The sequence below is a fragment of the Microbulbifer sp. genome (assembly GCF_036563125.1).
In the GTDB taxonomy this organism is placed as follows: Bacteria; Pseudomonadota; Gammaproteobacteria; order Pseudomonadales; family Cellvibrionaceae; genus Microbulbifer.
Genome location: NZ_DATCMV010000111.1, coordinates 15,348 through 36,980 on the forward strand (window position 1 = coordinate 15,348; position 21,633 = coordinate 36,980).

General features: G+C 58.8%; 12 protein-coding genes. 1 reads left to right on the forward strand and 11 read right to left on the reverse strand.

Going from position 1 to position 21,633, the window contains the following annotated elements:
• Positions 1-25: 25 nt before the first annotated feature.
• From VIL80_RS08745 to sdhC, 4 genes are read right to left on the reverse strand one after another with little or no spacing between them, the layout of a single operon-like run.
• Positions 26-730: a succinate dehydrogenase iron-sulfur subunit gene (locus VIL80_RS08745; protein ID WP_332035729.1), complete on the reverse strand. Its 705-nt coding sequence runs from the start codon at positions 728-730 to the stop codon at positions 26-28.
• A gap of 18 nt (positions 731-748) precedes the next feature.
• Positions 749-2,521: a succinate dehydrogenase flavoprotein subunit gene (sdhA, locus tag VIL80_RS08750; protein WP_332035730.1), complete on the reverse strand. Its 1,773-nt coding sequence runs from the start codon at positions 2,519-2,521 to the stop codon at positions 749-751.
• A 3-nt stretch (positions 2,522-2,524) separates the two neighbouring features.
• Positions 2,525-2,893 carry a succinate dehydrogenase, hydrophobic membrane anchor protein gene (gene sdhD / locus VIL80_RS08755; protein ID WP_226705010.1) on the reverse strand — a complete coding sequence of 123 codons (369 nt, stop codon included), beginning with the start codon at positions 2,891-2,893 and terminating at the stop codon, positions 2,525-2,527.
• A complete protein-coding gene (gene sdhC / locus VIL80_RS08760) occupies positions 2,887-3,261 on the reverse strand; it encodes a succinate dehydrogenase, cytochrome b556 subunit (RefSeq protein ID WP_332035731.1) in 375 nt (124 codons plus the stop codon). Before sdhC ends, sdhD begins: the two co-directional genes overlap by 7 nt.
• 658 nt (positions 3,262-3,919) lie before the next feature.
• Here sdhC and gltA point away from each other — a divergent pair.
• The gene (gltA, locus tag VIL80_RS08765) at positions 3,920-5,209 is read left to right on the forward strand and encodes a citrate synthase (RefSeq protein WP_332035732.1); all 1,290 of its coding nucleotides are present in this window, start codon (positions 3,920-3,922) and stop codon (positions 5,207-5,209) included.
• A 137-nt stretch (positions 5,210-5,346) separates the two neighbouring features.
• On the opposite strand, the gene VIL80_RS08770 is transcribed toward gltA, so the two are convergent.
• The 7 genes from VIL80_RS08770 to VIL80_RS08800 all read right to left on the reverse strand — a co-directional run bounded on the left by VIL80_RS08770 (position 5,347) and on the right by VIL80_RS08800 (position 21,539).
• On the reverse strand, positions 5,347-9,117 hold the full coding sequence (locus tag VIL80_RS08770) for a S8 family serine peptidase (RefSeq protein WP_332035733.1): 3,771 nt from the start codon (positions 9,115-9,117) through the stop codon (positions 5,347-5,349).
• Positions 9,118-9,518: 401 nt separating this feature from the next.
• Positions 9,519-11,111, reverse strand: coding sequence for a glycosyl hydrolase family 18 protein (locus tag VIL80_RS08775; protein WP_332035734.1), 1,593 nt, complete (start codon positions 11,109-11,111; stop codon positions 9,519-9,521).
• 93 nt (positions 11,112-11,204) lie between these two features.
• Positions 11,205-14,075, reverse strand: coding sequence for a glycosyl hydrolase family 18 protein (locus VIL80_RS08780; protein WP_332035735.1), 2,871 nt, complete (start codon positions 14,073-14,075; stop codon positions 11,205-11,207).
• A 711-nt stretch (positions 14,076-14,786) separates the two neighbouring features.
• Entirely contained in the window at positions 14,787-16,565 is a 1,779-nt protein-coding gene (locus VIL80_RS08785) for a carboxylesterase/lipase family protein (protein ID WP_332035736.1), read from the reverse strand.
• 131 nt (positions 16,566-16,696) lie between these two features.
• A complete protein-coding gene (locus tag VIL80_RS08790; protein ID WP_332035737.1) occupies positions 16,697-18,328 on the reverse strand; it encodes a long-chain-fatty-acid--CoA ligase in 1,632 nt (543 codons plus the stop codon).
• A 62-nt stretch (positions 18,329-18,390) separates the two neighbouring features.
• The gene (locus VIL80_RS08795; protein ID WP_332035738.1) at positions 18,391-20,676 is read right to left on the reverse strand and encodes a TonB-dependent receptor; all 2,286 of its coding nucleotides are present in this window, start codon (positions 20,674-20,676) and stop codon (positions 18,391-18,393) included.
• A 35-nt stretch (positions 20,677-20,711) separates the two neighbouring features.
• Positions 20,712-21,539 carry an alpha/beta fold hydrolase gene (locus VIL80_RS08800; protein ID WP_332035739.1) on the reverse strand — a complete coding sequence of 276 codons (828 nt, stop codon included), beginning with the start codon at positions 21,537-21,539 and terminating at the stop codon, positions 20,712-20,714.
• Positions 21,540-21,633 lie beyond the last annotated feature (94 nt).

Here is a 21,633-nt window from a genome sequence, read left to right on the forward strand (position 1 = left end):
TATCTATGGTGGCTAAACCCATACGCTATACAGCGCGGGTTATCAGCATATTGCGGATGTGGCCGATGGCCCGGGTGGGGTTCAGACCCTTCGGACATACGTTCACACAGTTCTGGATACCGTGGCAGCGGAAAACGCTGAACGGGTCATCCAGTTTACCGAGGCGCTCGTCGGTCGCGGTATCGCGGCTGTCCGCCAGGAAGCGGTAAGCCTGCAGCAGGCCCGCGGGGCCGATGAACTTGTCGGGGTTCCACCAGAAAGACGGACACGCAGTGGAACAGCAGGCGCAGAGAATACACTCGTACAGGCCATCCAGCTTTTCACGCTCTTCCGGTGACTGCAGGCGCTCGATGGCCGGAGCCGGGGAGCTGTTCTGCAGGTAGGGCTCGATCTTCTTGTACTGGGTGTAGAACTGCTCCATATCCACAACCAGGTCGCGGATCACCGGCAGGCCGGGCAGCGGACGCAGTACCAGTTTGCCTTTGGGGGCAGCCTGGGAGATCGGCATGATACAGGCAAGGCCATTCTTGCCGGAAATGTTCATACCGTCGGAGCCACACACACCCTCACGGCAGGAGCGACGGAATGCCAGTGACGGGTCCTGGGCCTTCAACAGCTCCAGTACGTCCAGCACCATCAGGTCCTTGCCCTGAGTGTCCAGTTCGTAATCCTGCATGTAAGGTGCAGAATCGGTTTCCGGGTTGTAACGGTAGACGCTTACTTTCAACATGTTCTTTCCGCTCCCGAATTAGTAGGTACGCGCTTTCGGTTCGAAAGCTGGCACAGTGTTGGGCGCAAAGTTAACCGCACGCTTGCCAACACGTTTTTCCGCCGGGAAGAACATGGAGTGGCACAGCCAGTTTTCGTCGTCGCGCTCCTGGAAGTCTTCGCGGGCGTGGGCGCCGCGGCTCTCGGTGCGGACTTCCGCAGCGATCGCGGTGGCTTCTGCCACTTCCAGCAGGTTTTGCAGTTCCAGCGCTTCGATACGCGCGGTGTTGAACGCGCGGGACTTGTCGTCCAGACGCACGTTGGCGATACGCTCGCGCAGGCTTTCCAGTTTCTTCACGCCTTCGGCCATGTAGTCGCCGCGACGGAATACACCGAAGTGGTTCTGCATCACGTTCTGCAGCTCGGTGCGCAGATCTGCCGCCTTCTCACCATTGTTGGTGGTTTCCAGACGGTTCAGGCGGGACATCGCCGCTTCGATATCGGAATCGCTCGCTTCGCGGGCTTCGATACCTTCGCGCAGGGCCTTCTCGATGAACAGGCCGGACGCGCGACCGAACACCACCAGGTCCAGCAGGGAGTTGCCGCCCAGGCGGTTTGCGCCGTGTACGGATACACATGCAACTTCACCACAGGCGAAGAGGCCTTCAACGATCTGGTCGTTACCGGAGGCGTCCTGGGTCAGGGCCTGGCCGTGAATGTTGGTCGGGATACCGCCCATCATGTAGTGACAGGTCGGAACAACCGGGATCGGCGCCTTGACCGGGTCCACGTGGGCAAAGGTCTTGGCCAGTTCACAGATGCCCGGCAGGCGGCTGTGCAGCAGTTCTTCTCCCAGGTGATCCAGCTTCAGGAACACGTGGTCGGCATTCGGACCGGCACCGCGGCCGTCGAGGATTTCCAGCACCATGGAGCGGGCCACGACATCGCGGGACGCCAGGTCTTTGGCGTTGGGCGCGTAGCGCTCCATGAAACGCTCGCCGTCCTTGTTGATCAGGTAGCCGCCTTCACCGCGACAACCTTCGGTGACCAGTACCCCGGCACCGGCGATACCGGTGGGGTGGAACTGCCACATTTCAATATCCTGCACCGGCACACCCGCACGCAGGGCCATGCCCACGCCGTCACCGGTGTTGATGTGCGCGTTGGTGGTGGACGCGAAAATACGGCCGGCGCCACCGGTAGCGAGCACGGTCGCCTTGGATTTGATGAATACCACTTCGCCATCTTCAATACAGATGGCGATAACACCCACAACCGCGCCGTCCTGGTTCTTCACCAGGTCTACCGCGAACCATTCGTTCAGGAATACGGTGTTGTGCTTGACGTTGTTCTGGTAAAGGGTGTGCAGCAGGGCGTGACCGGTACGGTCCGCTGCCGCGCAGGTGCGCGCAGCCTGGCCGCCGCGGCCGTAGTCCTTGGACTGGCCACCGAACGGACGCTGGTAGATGCGACCTTCTTTGGTACGGGAGAACGGCAGACCCATGTGCTCCAGTTCGAACACGGCTTCCGGGCCTACAGAACACATGTACTCGATCGCGTCCTGGTCACCGATATAGTCGGAGCCCTTGACGGTGTCGTACATGTGCCAGCGCCAATCGTCGTTGGGGTCATCGCTGGCGATCGCACAGGTGATACCGCCCTGGGCAGATACCGTGTGCGAACGGGTCGGGAATACTTTGGTGATCACCGCAGTCTTGAAACCGGACTGGGCCATCTGCAGCGCAGCGCGCATACCCGCGCCGCCGCCGCCAACTACGATACCGTCAAAGGTAATTGTTCGCATATTCGACATGTCTTACACACCCCACAGAATTTCAATGCCCCACACCGCGTAGAACACGGCTACAGCGCCCAACAGTACCTCTACCAGAATGCGCAGTACGGTAGCTTTGCCACCCATCATGCGGTTGGTGAGGTAGTCGGTAACCACGGACCAGAGACCGATCCAGGCGTGAGCAATTGTGGAGATCAGAGCGACCAGGCTGAAAACGCGAACCCAGCGCTGCTCGAACAGAGCAGACCAGCTGGCGTAGCCAAAATCTTTGGAGAGGAAAATGAACCCAACAATAAAGAGGGTATAAGCCACCAGCACTACGGCACTGATGCGCTGAATGAACCAGTCGTACAGACCGCTACGACCGAAACCTGTAACTGCCTTTACCATATCAGGACCCCCGCCAGCAGGATGAGTGCAACAGAAAGCACCAGCACGACGATGGCGCCGCGGCGACCGCCTTCCAGGCTCTCACCAATGCCCATATCCATGATCAGGTGACGCACACCGGCGATCAGGTGATAAATGAGCGCAGCGAGTGAAGCCCACAAAACGAGCTTTGCCGGAACACTGGTAAAAAACTCTGCTACTTTTTGGAAACCCTGCTCAGATTCCAGACTGGAGTCCAGCATGCACAGAAGAAGTGCAACGACAGCGAAGAGCACCACACCGGAAATACGGTGCAGAATAGAAACCAACGCTGGTGCAGGGAGCTTGATAGTAGAAATGTCTAAATTGACAGGTCTGTTTTTTTTCACAGGAAAAACACCTTGTTGCCCTGAAAGACGGGGCGCCCGTTAATTTTGTGTGGCTCGGGCGAGCTTGCTGATCACTCGTTACACAACCCGTAGAGATCTTGTACAAAGTGGCCTTACCACGGCGCAAGCCGCGCGGATTATAGGCATTCAAAATTCAAAACACAACGAACCACGGCCCCTTGGGGACGGCTTTATAACAGTAGCAATCCGCGCCACACCACCGACCAAGGTATGAATCGCATATTTCATCCTCTCGGCGGGCGAGCCGAATTTACACGCCATAACCCCAGCCCCTACAGGCAAATTCCCTGCCACCTGGGCCGAGTACAACAGATCCTGCGGCGTGCGAAGCGACCAGTCCATCCGATTTGGTTTGACAATTTCAGGCGCGGCACTTAAGTTTGGCCGCGCTCAAAAGCCCGCTAGCCCCATATCCGCGTCCGGATGCCGCCAAAGAAGGCCCTCCGAGCCCGCAGAATCCGGCCCTTTCCGGGTTTTGCCTGTGCACAGACAACGCCTGCGATACGCCTTGCCATAAAAAGGTGATCACAGATGAGCGCGGAGCGCGCCCCTCCCGGGCCGTTAAATCCCTGAAGGAATTCAGTGATTTGTGTGGAAATAAAAAAGCTGGCAACAGAATAGTTTTTAGGAGTCCACAATGTCCGACAAGAAAGCTCAACTCACGGTCGACGGTATCGACGCCTCTATCGACCTGCCGGTCTATTCCGGTACCGTCGGTCCCGACGTTGTCGATATCAGCAGCCTGGCAAGCAAAGGTCTGTTCACCTTCGACCCGGGCTTTATGTCCACTGCCTCCTGCGAGTCCAAGATCACCTATATCGACGGCGCCAAGGGTGTACTGCTGCACCGCGGCTACCCGATCGAGCAACTGGCGGAAAAATCCGACTACCTGGAAACCTGCTACCTGCTGATGAACGGCGAACTGCCCACCGTCGAGCAGAAGAAGGAATACGTCAGCGGCATCATGAACCACACCATGGTGCATGAATCCCTGGTCAACTTCTTTAAGGGCTTCCGCTACGATGCCCACCCGATGGCCATGATGTGTGGCGTTGTGGGCGCCCTCGCCTCCTTCTACCACGATTCCCTCGACATCACCGACCCCGAACACCGCAAGATCTCCGCTGACCGCCTGATCGCCAAGATGCCGACCCTGGCCGCCATGTGCTACAAGCACAGCAAGGGCCAGCCGTTCATGTATCCGGACAACAGCCTCAGCTACTCCGAGAACTTCCTGCACATGATGTTCGGCACCCCCTGTGAGCCGAGCAAGATCGACCCGATCGTGGCCAAGGCCATGGACGTGATCTTCCTGCTGCACGCGGACCACGAGCAGAACGCCTCTACCTCTACCGTGCGTCTGGCCGGTTCCTCCGGCGCCAACCCCTTCGCCTGTATCTCCTCCGGTATCGCCACCCTGTGGGGACCGGCGCACGGCGGTGCCAACGAAGCGGTTCTGACCATGCTGGAAGAGATCGGAGACGAGAGCCGCATCGACGAGTACGTCGCCAAGGCCAAGGACAAGAACGATCCGTTCCGCCTGATGGGCTTCGGCCACCGCGTGTACAAGAACTTCGACCCGCGCTCCCGCGTTATGCAGGGCATCTGCGACGAAGTACTGGGTGCCATGGGTGCCGAGAATGATCCGCTGCTGCGCATCGCCAAGAAGCTCGAGAAGATTGCCCTGGAAGACGAGTACTTCGTTGAGAAGAAACTCTACCCGAACGTGGACTTCTACTCCGGCATCATCATGAAGGCCATCGGTATCCCCACCGACATGTTCACCGTGATCTTCGCCACCGGCCGTACCGCGGGCTGGATCGCGCACTGGAACGAGATGATCTCCAACCCGTACAAGATCGGCCGTCCGCGTCAGCTGTACACCGGCTACCCCACACGCGATTACGTAGCTCCCCAAGACCGTTAATTCGGTCTCTGTCAGAGCACAAAAAAGCCCGGCTACAGCCGGGTTTTTTTATGCCTCAATTTTCTGCCGGTATAAAAAAGCCGCTAACTGCCAGGCTGTTAGCGGCGTTTAATCTTGTGCGCGTTACGGGTTATCCGTTACCGAAGCATGTAGGTACGCATGGTTACCTGCTCGGTGCGGCTGCCCTCGGTACCGGTCATGCTGACCCGCAGATGCACAAACTCACCGGCTTCGGCATCGTTGGGCACAATGGCGACCCACTCGCCGCCCACCTGCTTGGTCTCCGCATCCACCCAGTTGCTGGAAGAGAACTTGTCGTTAACCGGGCAGTAGACATAGGCCGGGACATCGCTCAGCACACATTCCTGCCCGTAACCGTACTGCAGGGAAACGGAAGCCAGGTCGACTTCGCCGAGTCCGTCCATCACCGCCGACAACTTGACCTCCATTGGCTCACCGGCCGGTGCAGAGTTCATGGTGTCCACAGGAAGGTCGACCACCGGAACCAGGATTGCCTGTGCCCCCTGTTTAGCGCTGTCGGTAGAGAAGCTGTATTTGCCCTGATAGAAGGAGCCGAGCTTATCCTTGACCGGGGAGCGCTCGCCGACACCGCGCGGGTAGTAACGGATCTCCAGCCCGATTTCACTGGCTGCGTCCGGAACCGTGAGGATGCCGCCATCGAGATACTGGGTCTGCCCATTGACGGTAATGCCGTAGGCACCCATCCCGTTGTAACCACCGGTTGCATCGTGGCCGGACGCATCACCGAATGCGGGAATGCTGAATTGCAGGGTGTTGGTACTGCGGTAGGCAATCGCGGAGCCGCTGGTCAGCAAGGTGCCACCGCGCGGTCCCTTGAACCAGCTGGTGCGCTCCTCGCCACCTGCGGTCATCAGGCGCGGGCCATCGAAGTAGCCACCATCCGTGCGCAGCTGCGCGTTAGGCATCACTATATTGGTCCAGGCATTTTTACTGGTCGCGGTGTAGAACTCCTCGCGCTCCACCGGCGTCATGATCAACTGCGGGCTGCCGGTTGAGTAGAATTCACCGGTGCTGTTGGTCATGCCCATCACGTCGGTCCACGCCGGCGCTTCACTGCCCTGCGCGTGATAGCTGGCAGTGATTTTGTACATCTGGTCTTCGTGGACACGTACCAGCCCGCCATCGATATGACCGTCGGTGATGTGATTGATGGAGTAGGCATAGGGTGTGCGCTCAGCCGCAATACCGGACCAGCTGATGCGGTTGTTTCCAGTATCCACTTCCGCGTGAAGGCGCGCGCCCTGCTCGGCACTCAGCATCACCACCGGAATTTTGGGAGTACCGGAAATGATGGTTTTATAGCGGCCGTTGGTACCCGGGCGATAGCCGATCACACCGATGGCGCCATGTTTCATCGCGTTGCCCACCATGTAGCCGGTCAGGTAATAGGGGTTGGAGATCAGGGCAATTTTGCCGTCCAGATCAAACTGCGACCAATCTGTACTGTACCCGGCATCCCCCACGGATACGATTTCCGCACTGCCTTCACCGTGGAAGCTGAGTGCCAGCCCCTGGTTTACATAATCCAGCACTTCGCCGTTTTCCATTTTCATTACGGTTTCCGGCGCGATGGCACGGGTGGTAACGAAGGAGCGGAAGCGGTCGTCGCGGCCCTGGGACCAGGTATAGAAGTCCTTGACGTAATCCGGAGCGAGCTCGATTGCCGCCAGCTTGGCGTGCTTGGCATCGTCCAGGGCGTAGGTGAAACCGAAGGAATATCCCTGCGGGGCCAGCGGTTTCCCGGCCTTGAATTCCACTTTTTCGGCGCTGCGGGCATCGAAGTCGATGTGGGAATCGCTCGCGACCTTGCGGCGAAGCACGGCCATCTGCGCGGCGGACTCCACCAGACCACCGAACGCACTATCGTTGTCGTAGGTCATGATATTGGCGACGATGCTGTAATCGCCTTCAGGCACGTTAACGCTGGCAATGCCATTGTTGATCGCAACGTACTGGCCCCAGTCGTCCTCTTCGTTCATCAGGTAGATTTTTGACGGAGAGGTTGCGGGCTTACCGCGGTGATCGGTAACGCTAAAGCTCAGCTTTACCTTGGGCTGGTCAATCCAGAACGAAACCGGCACGGTAATGCGCTCGTCGCTGTTACCGGTGTCGGTGCCGACAATGCGGCCGGTGATCGCACCGTAGGCGCCACTGAGCAGCCCTACGCTCGGATCTACCCAAACCGGAACCTGTGCGGAACTGTTGGCGGGAACGGTAATGGATTTCACCCCCAGCCCCGCCAGGGTTGCCGGCAGTTCCGTGGAGCCATCCTCACCGATCAGATCCAGCTTCAGCTTGAAGGTACGGGCCTTGTCGCTGAGGTTTTCCAGGGTCACCGAGGTCTCGGTGAATTTGTAATTCGGCGCTCCGCTGAAAAAACCGAGTTCGGTATTGGGCTCTGCCACTACCGCCTGAACCACGGCTTCATTGACGTCCATGGGGCCCGCGCCCTGCTCCAGAACATGGGCATCGCTTACCGCCACCGAGGAAGTGAGTACCTTTTTCAGCTGGCGGGGCGAGAGTTCAGGGCGTGCCTGTTTAAGAATGGCGGCACCACCGGATACATGGGGAGCGGCCATGGAGGTGCCGGACAAGGCGACGTAGCCGGTTTCACCAAAGCCACCGGCTGCGGCCGCAACCACGTCGACGCCCTGAGAGGCGATATCCGGTTTGGCGGAGTGGCCGTCGGGGGATGGCCCACGGGACGAGAAAACCGCAGTCTGGTTTTCGCGGTCGATGGCGGCAACGGTCAGCGCGCTGGGGGCGCACCCGGGGGAGCCGACGGTTTCGCGGGTGAAGCTGTTGCCCGCGGAAATCACGAACAGCGCCTTGTCACTCAGGGCCTCGACGAGATCCACCATTGGACCACTGCAGGTAGTCGCGCTACCGCCGAGAGACATGCTCACCACATCAGCCCCCTGCTCTACCGCCCACAACATGCCGTTCATGATGCCGGTGGTGGAACCACCGCCGGTATTACCCAGCACCTTGCCGATGACCAGCTTGGTCCCCGGCGCCATTCCGGTCCAGAGGCCGTTTGACTCATGGCCAGTGCCGGCAATGGTGGTGGCAACGTGAGTGCCGTGGCCGTTCAGGTCATCCACACCATTTCTCGAGTAGGTGAAATCCCTCGCGGCCACTACCTGGCCGGCGAGATCTGCGTGCTCTACGTCGTAGCCGGTATCCAGCACCGCAACGGTGACACCGTCACCGCTGAAGTTCGCCGCGTAGGTACCATGTGCGCCGGTCAGCGGTACGGTTGGGGTGAGGGCTGCGGATGCGGAAGTCTTGTGCGCGTGCAGCACGGCGTCCAGCCAGACGCCTTCGACACGGCTGTCCGCGGTCAATTTTGACCAGAGCTCCGCGGCCTTGTCTTTTTCAATACCGAAGCTCGCGCTGTCGATGATTTCGATTTCACCGGTCAGGGACATGCCGTCGAGTATTTCCGGTGTCGCCGCGCCAGCCAGGATTCCGTCGGTGTACTCGACAATGACCGGCAGCTTGCTGGTGGAACGATCGTCATAGCCACTCTGGAACAGCTTGTTGATATTGAACAACTCCAGATCCACCGCTTTTGCGTCTACCAGTTCCCGAGCCTTCGCCGGCACCACATAGACATCGCTTCCATACTGGAAAATGCTGGTGATGGCTTCAGTGCCGTCTTCCCCGAGCAGCCGGATACCCGCCAGCTCGCCGTCATTTTTGACCACGGCGGAAACTTTATCCCCGGTAATCAGGGTAAAGGTCACCTCTCCGGGCGAGGTTTCTGAACCCAGTTCCTGGGCGATGCCCGGCACAGCCCCGAGGCCGCCGGAAAGAGCGAGAACCGCCGCAGCGATGCGGCGCATTCCGAATACTTTTTTCATAGGGTTTCCCAAATTTATTAGATTATTTTTTTAATCACAGCCGAACACACCGCGATATCCGCGGAAAAGACGTGATGAGTATTTATGGTTTTTCCGGAGCCTGGTGTTGGCGGCCCGGTAAGGTTCAACACACCCCAAGTGTTACAAACTTGGGGGGCTCAAAACTTGGAGGCAATTCGCACTGCCGCCCGCGTTTTGTAACACTCTGTAACAGAGCGTTTGCAGCTGCACTCAAATGGGGACAATCGCCCGCGCAGCGAACAATCGCTGCACCGTTTCCGGGAATCCGCTTGGCGAGCGCAATTTGACGGGAAAAAATTTGGGGGATTAATGAAAAATACCGGGCAGCGATCAATCGCTGCCCGGTATTTTGTAGTGTCGTTATTTGATGACGAACAACCTTATGGAAGGTTGTGTACGTGGCTGCCAACAGGGCCCGAGAAAATGCCACCGTCGTTCATGTCCCAGTTGATGGACCAGGTCATCACACCGTTGAAGGTGGGGTAAGCCTGGCTCGGGGACAGGGTGGCGCAGTTCAGCTGTTGGGTCAGGCAGTCCAGTGCACGATTGATATCCGCGGTGGTGGCAAAGCCACTGCCGGCGGCCTTCGGGCCCGAAGGCAGTGCCAGGCCGACCTGATCCGGACGCAGCCCTTCAAAGAAGCCCGCGCTGCCGTAACCGAGCGGGAAGCCTTCAATCAGCATCAGCGCGGAAGACACCATCATGTCCACCGAGCCCGCCGCGTAGGCCGAGCCATTGTAGGGCGTGGAGAGACCGCCGTTGTTGTACAGCTGCACGTGCAGCAGATCCAGCTCATTGCGCAGCTGGTCGATCATCGGCAGGTAGGCACCCCAGATGCCGGTGTAGGACACATAGCCACCCTGCACGTATGGATGCTCCGGTGCCATGGACAGGTACATATTGGGATAGCTCTGCTTCAGCTGCTTGACCGCCGTCACCATGTTCTGGATTACCGGTGCACCGTGCATGACGCCAGCGCCGGATTCCAGGTCGATGTCGATGCCGTCAAAGCCGTACTCGTCGATGATCGCCGCGGTGCTGTTGACGAAGTTGGCCACGTTGCTGTCGGTGTTCAGGGTAACGGTGCCTTTTTCGCCACCGAAAGACAGGATCACAATCTTGCCAGCGGCACGTTTGGCGGCGACGTCGGCAATAAACTGCTGCTTGTCGAGACCCGCATCGAGAGTGAATGCAACGCTGCCGTTGCCCGCATCGTCCGCGAAGGCCACCACAATCACATCCCACACATCGGACACTTCAGCAATGCGGTACAGACCGGAACCGTTGTTGAAATTGTGCCAGTAACCCACCAGCGCGTGCTTCGGCAGCAGACCACTATTGCCACCTGAAGAGCTGCCGGAGGAACTGGAAGAACCGCTGCTGGAAGAAGAACCGGAAGAAGAGCTGGAACCACCGCTGGACGAGCTGGAGGACGAACCGCAGTCACCGACCTGACTCCACGCGTCCTGCCAGTGGGCGCCGACGCCGGGCTCATAGGCCCAGGCGGCACTTGAAGAGCACCAACCGGCGATATTGCACTGGAATTCCAGACCGACGTTCTGCACCTGCTGGCCGGCCGTATAGCTGGTACCGGCAACATACTGCAGCGAAGTGCAGGCACCGCCACCGGAACCACCGCCCGAGCTGGAAGAGGAAGACGAGCTGGAGGAAGAACTGGAAGAGGATGAACTGGAGGAGCTCGACGAGGAACTGGAAGAACTGGACGAGGAGCTGGAGGAACTGCCGTCACAGGCGCCGTCGTATTTCCAGTATGCCCATGTGCCAGAGTTGGTGGCTGGGTTGTTGTTCTGGGTCCAATAGTTGGCGGTGTAGCCGTTACCCAGATGCTGAACGGTGTTGCCGCCCACATAGATCGCACTGCTCTCCCAGTTCGGGCGTGCACTGCAGTCTACCGCAGCGGCCTCCACGGAAAGCAGTCCCAGGGCGATAATGCCCAACAGACCTTTTTTCATGATGAATTCCTTTATTCGCGTTATTAATTCGGAACAAAAAGAAAGGAAAAAGACAGAGGGCGCGATTGCGCCCTCTGTGGTTTGCACTAATGCTTAGTTGCAGGTTGCGGGTCCGATTACCACCCACACGCTGTTCACACCGGGCTCGTCGCCCTGGGTCCACCACTGGGCGCGGTAACGTGTACCTTCATGGTTCACTTCGGCACCGCCGTTGTAGGCTGTGCTGGCGTTCCACGGGGTTTCCACGTTGCTAAACAGTTTCCAGTCGGCGGAAGTGAATCCCGGCTCCTGCTGGGTCCAGTACTTGGCTTCCCACACCAGATCCTGATGGCTCACCTTGTTGCCACCGAGATAGGTGCTGCCGGATTGCCAGGCGGGATAACTGCCGGCGTTCGGATCGGTGGCGCTGCACTCGTTGTCGTCCGGTACGTTGGTCACGGTAACCGGGACAGTCGCACTCGCGCTGTCGATGCCATCGCTGACGGTGACGGTCAGATCGAACACAGAGTCCGCGCTCACCTGGGGGGCGGTGATGGCAATGGAGGCTCCGGAGCCTGTGGCCATGCCGGACCAGCTGTAGCTCAGCACATCGCCGTCGGCATCGGTACCAGTGGCGGTCACAGTGAAGCTTTCCCCTTCAACGACAGTGATCGCACCCGGCAGGGTCACTTCCGGCGCGGTGTTGTCGGGCAACAGGAAGATGCTGACCTGATCCGGGGTATCGTCGCTCAGGCTGCCGTCGCTTACGCTCAGCTCAAACACCAGCTCTTCCTCGGCGCTCACCTGCGCGGCGGCGAAGCTCGGGTTGACCGAAGTCGCACTGCTCAGGGAAACCGGGGTACCGCTGACCTGGGTCCAGCTGTAGCTCAGCGCATCACCATCGGGATCACTGGAGTCACTGCCGTTCAGGGTGACGGTAGACGGAGTTACCACCATCTGGTCGGCACCGGCATTGGCGCTGGGGGCGCGGTTTTGCTGGGGCGCCACGACGGTGACGATGACCAGGTCGGTGTCGCTGGCCTCGCTGGTATCGGTGACGGTCAGTGCGAACTCCAGTGCCTGGTCGGCAGTGACGCTCGGCGCGGTGAAGCTGGCAGACGCACTGGTGGCGTTTTGCAGGCTAACCGCGGGACCGGAAATTTGGGTCCAGCTGTAGGTCAACGGGTCGCCATCCAGGTCGCTGGAATTGCTGCCGTCCAGGGTTACTACGGCACCGCTGTCCACGCTCTGGTTACCACCGGCACGCGCGATCGGGGGGCGGTTGCCAGGACCGTCGCCGTGGCCGAGGCTCTCGTGCATGGCGTTGAGGATGTCGCCGTTGTCCGCGTCGATCTCCCAGGAGAACAAACCGGCCAGGTTGTTGGACTGCACATAGGCGCCCTTGGCCAGGACGGAACGGTGGTTGTCATAGGTGATCAGGTCACCAGTGCTGGGCTTGAAGATGTAGGGAGCTTCTGCGGTTGCATCGTAGTACTCCTCCCACTCACCAGTCGCAATACGACCCACGATATCGCGGTAGTCCACTACGCCCGCTTCCCAGGTGCCGGCCACTTTGCCGGTAGCGGTACCGGTCATGTGGTCGCTGCCGGTCCAGCCGGAAACCCCGGTCCAGCCGCGGCCGTACATGGCGGCACCAACAACCAGTTTGCCCGGCTCTACACCGAGGCCCAGCAGTTCCTGGATGCCGTTGTGGGTGGTGTAGTCGGTATCCGGTCGCCAGGCCGGCGCGTACAGTGCGGTCTGGTGACCGAGGACATCGTTGCTCCAACCGCCGTAGAAGTCGTAGGTCATCACGAAGAAGTAGTCCATGTACTGCTGTACCGCGAGGTAGTCCACGTCTTCGATCTTGTCGTAGCCGGCACCGATGGCGGAAGTCAGCTCGTACTCACGGCCGGTATCCTGCTCTACTTTGTCCAGCATCGCGCGCAGGTCGCGCATCAACAGGCGATAGGTTTCACCGTCGGTCGCGGCATCACCCAGGCTCGGGTTGGCGCCCTGGCCGCCCGGATATTCCCAGTCGATATCCACACCGTCGAAGAATTTCCAGGTGCGGATGAACTCTTCCACCGAGTCCACGAAGGTTTTGCGCTTGGCCGCATCGCCAAAGAAGTAGAACGGATCAGACAGGGTCCAGCCGCCGATGGACGGCAGGATTTTCAGATGCGGGTATGCCTGCTTCAGCGCCATCAGCTGGCCGAAGTTGCCCTTGTAGGGGTCGGAGTAGCTCTGGCCAGTCTGGGATTTCTGCAGCGCGGCGAACGGGTCGTGCAGGGTTACCTTGAAGTCTTCACGGCCGGAGCAGGAACGCTGCAGGGCCTGGAAGCTGCCTTCGATCTCTTTCAGGCTGTCGTTGATACCGTCGCCACCACAGATCGGCACAAAGCCGTAAATGATGTGGGTCAGGTTGTAGGCCGGGATTTTGTCCACGGAGAACTTGCGCCCGTAAACACCCCACTCCACGAAGTAGGTACCCACCACAGAACCGCTCTCGTTGGCATACGGCTGGTTGTTTTCGCCCGCGGTGAGGGTGATCGGATCCAGGTGACTGCCGTCGGTATCGGCAACCACAATGTCGACCGCTGCGGAAGTCGCGCAACCATCGTCATTGCACAGGGCAACCTGCAGCTGGTACTGGCCGCCTTCGGCAACCTGGAGAGTGGCACTGCCAGTCTGGGTGGCGCCGCCACTGATGCTCTGCTCGAGCACTACCTGGCCATTCAACAGGTATTGCGCGCTAGTCGCCGGATCACCGGACCATTTGGACCAGGCGACCGGAACTTCCGCATAATCGTTGATGGTGACCAGCTGCTCGTAGGAGGTTGCGGCATCGTCCACTTCGATGACGGCGAAGCTGGTTTCCATCCAGTCGATGGTGGGGGCGCCGGGTGCGGCAATGGCGGAGGAACTGGCAAGGCCGAGCGCTAACAGTGCGCGGCGCCAGTGGCTGGGTGTGAGCCCTTTCATTGATTTTCACCTTGTCGTTATCTTTTATTGATCAGGATCGATATCAATGAGGGCAGCGGAGAGTGTGTTCCGTCTTACCTCAACGGGCTTCGCTGCCCCCGATTGAACGGCATAACTACATCTCCATGCCGGTACTGCTTGTCTGTTTGTAAAAACAGGTACCTCTGGTGCCCGTCTATGGCCCGGGCCGAATGACACCGCTGTCATTTTTAATAAAAATATGACAGCGGTGTCATCAGGTTTTCACGATACTCTGCTTCGGACTGCGTTGACCAGCCCCCTGAGGCAGTCTTGAGAGGTGAGTCACACGGGATTATGTGATTCTGGCGCGATAGTTTGCGTATGGCCCGGTGCTGACACGCTTCACCAACGCTGAATGAATTTGGCAGCCGCAAAAGAAAAGCGGCCGATAAATATCGACCGCTCGCCCCTTTTACCCAATCAAGCTGACTGAAACTTCCCGCTTTTTCACTCGCTGAAGTCAACACTCCGACCAGTGGTCACCCGCTGTGGGCCTATTTACGGGCATGTTCAGACTCCGTTACGGACCGCTTCTTCTTGGCACTCCACCTCGTCCTGCGATGGGGGAGTCTTCCCGGGACAATTCCATTATAGTGTCCCGTCCCCACCCCCCAAATCGCAATTTCGTTACCGCACCGCCGTTCCGCGCACCCTGTCTGACGTTGCCAGGCCATACGCTTAGCGACAGCACTATTGATAGGTGACATCCGCGTCTTCCAGCTGCACCTGGAAATTCGACATCAGCTCCTCCGCGCGCTGCCGGTCGATGGGACCGAGCTGGTTCAGCGCACCGTTGACATCGGACAACCAGAAATCGTGGGAATTTGTGTGCACATTGTTGTCGAGAATCAGGCGCTTCTGATAGATCCAGAAGTTTGACCAGTCGTACCACTCTGGCAAACCATCAAACCATTTGTTGGGATTGCCTGTGCGCATGAACTGGCTGACATACTGGATGAACTTCGCAGATAGCGCTTCGCGCTGGGATTGGTTTTGCCCACTGATCATATAGCGCATGAAATCCGGCTGGTCCGGCCCCGGGAAATTGCCGAACAGAAACGGAAGATCCATGCCGTGGATGGCCCCGAAACTTTCCTTCCACGGCTCGGGAGCATCGTCCCAGTCGAAGTTGTAGCGATAGATATTGCCCTGCATCAAGCGCAGGTAGCGGCAGATATTATCGATGGTCAGATCCACCGCCAGGCTCAGGGTACGGTGCACCGGGTAATAGCTCGGGTAGAGATCGGGCTCGATGATATCCGTAACCGCGAGGTTTTCCGGGTTCTGGTAATTGGCCATATCCCAGAGTTCCGCCAGTGACGGTTTCAGATACCCCGCCAGTGCCCCGGCAAACAAAGTGCCTTCGTCACCGGTGGTGCCGAGTATCATCGGCACCTTGTGGTAACCGCCGACAATCAGATCCGCATAACCCGCCCACGGAATCACGTGCCCATCGGTGAAGTGCCCCATCACCACCGGGCTGGGTGTGTGCCGCACTATGGCTTGCGCCGGCAGTCCGCGCAGAAAATTCCGCAACCAGGCATCACTCTGGTTCAAGCGAAACTGCGCTGCGGACAGCTTGTCAACGGCGTAGCCATTCTCCACCAGCAGATCGTCGATCACGTCATTGGACTGCACCTGACCCAGCGCCTTCGGGTAAGCGTTGGGCAATCCGGACATGCACAGCATGCGATCCACCAGCGCGTCCGCCAGCGGAGATTGCAGCAGTCCCCAGGCATTGATACACCCGGCGGACTGCCCGGCAATGGTGACACTGTCGGGATTGCCGCCGAACTGGCGGATGTTATCCCGTACCCATTCCAGCCCCTTGATCAGGTCCAGGGTGGCGAAATTCCCCGAGTCATCCTTCGGGTCGCCTTCTGCCAGGGCACTGTTGTAGAACCAGCCGAGACTGCCCACCCGGTAATTGATACTGACCACCACGACATTGGCTTTCTGCGCAAAGTTGCCGCCGTGATAAAGCACCTCCGAACCCGCCCCCATTCGATTGGAACCACCGTGAATCCAGAACAGTACCGGTAGATTGTCGGCACTGCTTTTCGGTCGCCATACATTCAGATAGAGACAGTCCTCGCTGCCGATGGGCAGGTCAAAGGTTGTAGGGTCCGGCTCCCCGAAAAAGCTGCCGGGCTGCGGGCAGATACTGCCGAACTGACTCGCATCGCGGACACCGCTCCAGGCAACCGGGTTTCTCGGTGCACGCCAGCGCAGGTCCCCTGTTGGCGCCTGCGCAAACGGAATCCCCCGCCAGGACTGGGTATTGTTGGTGTCGGCAATTCCCTGAACCTGGGCACCGCCCAGAGAGGGGATGGCGCGAATCAGTGACTGGCTGTCGGCGGCACTGGCCACCTGGTTACAAACCGCGAGCAAACCGATGACTAGCAGTGTTTGTTTTATCCGGGAGAGAAGGTGATGTATCTGTTGCTGCATATTGGTGAAGGCATTCATTATTATTTTCCTCGATTCGTTTTGCCTGCGACGGCAGAAAACTCCGAAAATTGCCTGGCACTTTTCTCGCAGAAATAAATTGTTTTTTCCGAAAAACTCAAAAAATCATTTTTTCTCGGGCTTGCAACCGGCTATGCCGGCAGCATTTCCGGCCAGCAATAATCGGCCAGCTGTATCCGCAAATCTTTTTTACTGATTTTTCCTGTGGCGGTATGGGGAATGGCGTCGACCACCAGGCAGGCGTCGGGAATCCACCAGCGCGCAACCTTGCCGTGAAAGCGGCGCAGGATTTCTGCGGTATCCACTTCAGCACCCGGCACGGTGACCACCACCAGCAGCGGTCGCTCATCCCACTTTTCATGGGCGACGCCAATAACTGCAGCCTCTTGGATTTCCGGCATGGCCACGGCGATATTTTCCAGTTCGATGGAGGAAATCCATTCGCCACCGGACTTGATCACATCTTTGGTTCTGTCGGTGATACCCAGGTAACCATCGGGATCAATGGTGGCCACATCGCCGGTATCGAACCAGCCATCGGAGGTGAGTGCGGAAACGTCCGACTTGAAATAGCGCTCACAGATCCAGGGTCCTCGCACCTGCAATGCGCCGAATGCGATACCGTCGTGGGGCAGGCGTTTGCCACTGTCGTCGACAATACGCATTTCCACACCGAATGCCGCGCGCCCCTGCTTCAGCCGCCGCTGCTTGCGCTCCTCCGGCCGAATACTTTCCGGCAGCCTGCCGTTGAAGGTGCCTACGGGACTCATTTCCGTCATGCCCCAGGCGTGATGGGTGTAAACCCCGTTTCTTTCCTCAAACTCCTGCATGATCGACCATGGACAGGCCGCACCGCCGACGATGACCCGCTGCAGGCTCGGTATTTCCAGGCCGGTTTCGCGCAGGTATTGCTGCAGCGCCAGCCACACCGTCGGCACCCCCGCCGCCGCATTGACCTCCTCTTCGCGAATCAGCGTACACAGGGTTTCACCACACCCCATTTTCTGACCCGGCAACACCAGCTTCGCCCCCATGACCGGCGCGGCGTATGGCAGCGACCAGGCGTTGACATGAAACATCGGCACCACCGGCATCACCGCTTCATCGTCCTGTAGCGCAAACGCATTCGGCATCAGCACGCCGTAGGTATGCAGTGTCATTGCGCGATGGGAGTAGAGAACCCCCTTGGGATTACCGGTGGTACCGGAGGTGTAGCAAAGTGCCGCCGCACTTTGCTCATCCAGCTCCGGCCAGGAAAAATCCGCGGATTCCTGTGTGAGCAGCGTTTCGTAGCAGAAAACATTGCGCAGTGTAGTTGCCGGCATCCGCGCCTGGTCGCACAGGATCACAAACCCATTTACACAGGAAAGATCATCGGCGAGGGGTTCCAGCAAGGGGACAAAGGCGGGATCCACAAACAGCCAGCGATCTTCCGCGTGCCGAATAATGTAGGTGATCTGTTCCGAGAACAGTCGCGGGTTGATGGTGTGACAGACCAGGCCGCTGCACGAGGTTGCGTAGTACAGCTCGAAGTGGCGGTGATCATTCCACGCCAGGGTGCCAATACAATCGCCGGATTGCGCCCCGAGTTTCCGCAGCGCATTGGCCAGCTGTGCGGCGCGTGCGAAAGCATCACCGTAGGTGTAGCGATGGCGCGGGTTGTCTGCGGTGATGGATACGATTTCACGCGCGGAAAAATTCTCCTGTGCGTGACGCATAATGCCAGTCAGGGTCAGCTGCCCCTGCATCATCAGGCCGAGCATAGTGTTCTCCCTCAGTATTTTTTAAAGCGGGAGCCGCCCGTTGGCAGCCCCGGGGAAAAATGTCAGAGGTCGATGTCCAGCCGCAGCGCCCACACCCTGGGATCACCGTAAAAGCCGCTCACGATCGGGAAGCCCGAACCCCGCAGGTCATAACCGGTATTGCGGTATTCCTCATCGGTGAGGTTGCGCCCTTCGAGTGCCAGCCGCCAATTTTCCGATACGGGGGTGAACACCACTGCCGCATTCCACAGGCCGTAGGCTTCCTGGAATACGATGTCGCTCAGGTCCGTGGTCGGATAAACGTCATCGCGGTAGCTGTAACTCAGGCGCGCATCAATATTGCCCAACTCGCCAAGGGCAAAGCTGAAGTCGCCATTGACTGTGTAGGCAAGCTCCGGGGTATTGGTAAATTTCTGCTCGTCGGCAACGTTTACACCAGCGGAAATGTATTCTTTGTAATACGCATCCAGCCAGGTCGCGTTACCGCTCAGCGCAAAATAACTTACCGGCATCCACTGGTATTCCAGTTCCAGCCCGCGAATCACCCCGGCCCCGGCATTGGTAAAATCGCCGAAGAAACTGTCCTTGTTGCCGTCGCCAGTGGTATCCACACCGGTAAAGATACTGAGCTGGATATCCTGGTAATCGCTGTAAAAAGCCGCAGCATTCACACGCAGGGAGTCACCGATATCCGCCTTGATACCCAGCTCGTAACTGGCAACCTCTTCCGGCTTATAGGGATTTTGTGAATCGGGAACCTGCACGGTGTTGGCGCGAATGTTGAAACCACCACTCTTGAAGCCCTCGCTGTAACTGGCGTAGAGCAGCGTTGTTTCATCCAGCTGGTGATCGATACCGATACGGGGAGAGAAATCGGTCCAGGTTTCCGCCCCGTCAAAATCCGCACTGACCTGGCCGTTGGGAATGGTGAAATCTTCATCGGCCATATTCTGGTTCAGTACCACCGCCTGCTTTTTCTCGCGGTTGAAGCGCCCTCCCAGATTGAGCGCAGTGCTGTCGCTGAGGTTATAGCTGAGGTCGCCAAACAGTGCCGCCGCATCGGTTTCCACCTCACCGCCACTGGCACCATAAATGGCGAGGGTGGGCCCGATAATCGGCACCAGTGCCGGCGCCACCAGCACGGTCGGAATGCCGAAGCGGTTGCGTACCTCGCCACCCGCGGTTGCGTCCAGCAGATAGAGCCCGAATACACCACTCAGGGTGTCGCTGTTGTACTGCCACTGGAATTCCTGGCTCAGCTGTTCGTCGTGCTGTACTCCGTCCACATCGGCAATGGGATAGGGGCCGAGATCAAAATCGATGGCCTGGTTAAACTCGCCCTCGCGACGGGCGGTGATGGACTTGAACGCCCAGTTGCCGTCGCCCTGCCAACTGACGGTGAGAGCGGTACCGGAATTGTCGGTATCGTTGCTCTGGTTGGCGAAGCCGTTGTCCACATCGTAGCGGTGATTGCTGACCGGCAGCGGCGCTTCGCCGCTGAAGAAAGACTCGATGCCATTCACCACCATGCGCTGTGCACCTGGCACGGCGGAGCGATCGTAGACCGCATCGTGAGCGAGATTTACCGACCAGTTGGCATCGGGGCGCCACTCCACAACCGCGCGCCCGGCATACAACTGCTTGTCGGAAACCTCCGCCCCGGTTAGCCGGTTTTTGCCAAAGCCGTCGCGTTCGAATGTACCCATAGCCAGGCTCGCGTATAGCGTTTCAGACAGTGGAGTACTGATGGACGCGGCGAAATCCCGCTGGTTATAACTGCCGAGCGCCGTCTTCAGCGCAACTTCCGTTTCATCGCCAATCGGACGGCTGACATATTTGATGGCACCGCCGATGGTATTGCGCCCATACAGGGTTCCCTGGGGACCGCGCAGCACTTCCACCCGCTCCACGTCCAGCATTTCCAGCAGGGCACCTTGGGGGCGTGCAAGGTACACATCATCCACATAGATACCCACACCGGGCTCCACACCCCAGAGAGGGTCCGACTGCCCTACACCGCGGATATACGCGGTTACCGTGGAGCTGGTGGCACGGGCGGGATAGACCGTTAACCCGGGCACCTGGGATTGCAGATCCGACAGATCGGAAATACCGGCAATCAGCATGTCCTTGCCACTGATGGCACTGACCGCCTGGGGAACTTCCTGCAGGGATTCATCGCGCCGACGCGCGGACACCACAATTTCTTCGATTGCCTGTACCTGATTGCGCCCGTCGGACTCGCTCTGGGCCGCCACGTGAGGCGCACCAATGCTGCCGAGACCGGCAATGGCCAGGGTCAGCAAACGCCGTTGAAATCCAGGTACCGCATTATTTTTATTAGACATACCCAATTCCTCTCTCGCTATTTTTATGGTTGAAATCAGTCGACAGTTGCCTGCGCCAACAGGGAGCCCTCCTTCGCGGTGTGTGTGCGCAGAAATGTTCGGATATTCCGATTGCATTGCTCCGGCGCATCCATGGGGGAGGCGTGTCCGGAATTTTCGATAATGGAAAGCTGCGCGTTTTGCATGGTGGCGGCATAGGCAGCCTTGTAGGAAACCGGCGTGTAATCGTTGTCCGCGGTCATGATCAACGCCGGCACCGGGCTGCCGGCGATTCCCGGCCACACATTGAAGCGCCCGATTGCGCGCAGGATTTTGAGATAGGTGCGGCGATCCGCGGCAGCTATGCTGTGCAGGAATTTCTCCCGCAGCGGCTGCTGTGCGGACTCGGGAAATAGTTTCGGCGCGATGCTTTTCGCCAGTGCCGGCAACCCCAAGGTGCGAATCAGCAAGGTGCGCAGCACCACCAGTAATTTCAGTCGCCAGCGCCCGGCAACCATGCCGGGACCGGAGTTGATCACGATGGCGGTGCGCAGGCGCTGTGGGTGGCTTGCCACCAGTTGCATGGTCACCATGCCACCAAGGGAGAGCCCGGCCACATGGGCGCGCTCAATGGCGAGATGATCCAGCAGCGCCAGGGCGTCTGCAGCGAGGGTTTCCATGCTGACAGGCCCGGACGCTACCGCACTTTCACCGTGCCCGGGAAAATCCAGGGTCAATATGCGGTACTCACTGGCGAGGCTATTTATTTGTGGTTGCCAGTCGTCGCCTCGGGAACCGAGGCCATGCAGCAGCAACAGGGGCTCGCCCTGCCCTTCACTATCGGTGAAGTGCAGCTTGCGGCCGTCGCGGGAAAAATACGGCATGGATTGATCTCATATCGCTGTTGTTATTCTTCTGCGGGTTGGGGTTGGTCCGCCCTCTGTTCAATGCAGTGGCTCTCTCTTCATTTCAACAACC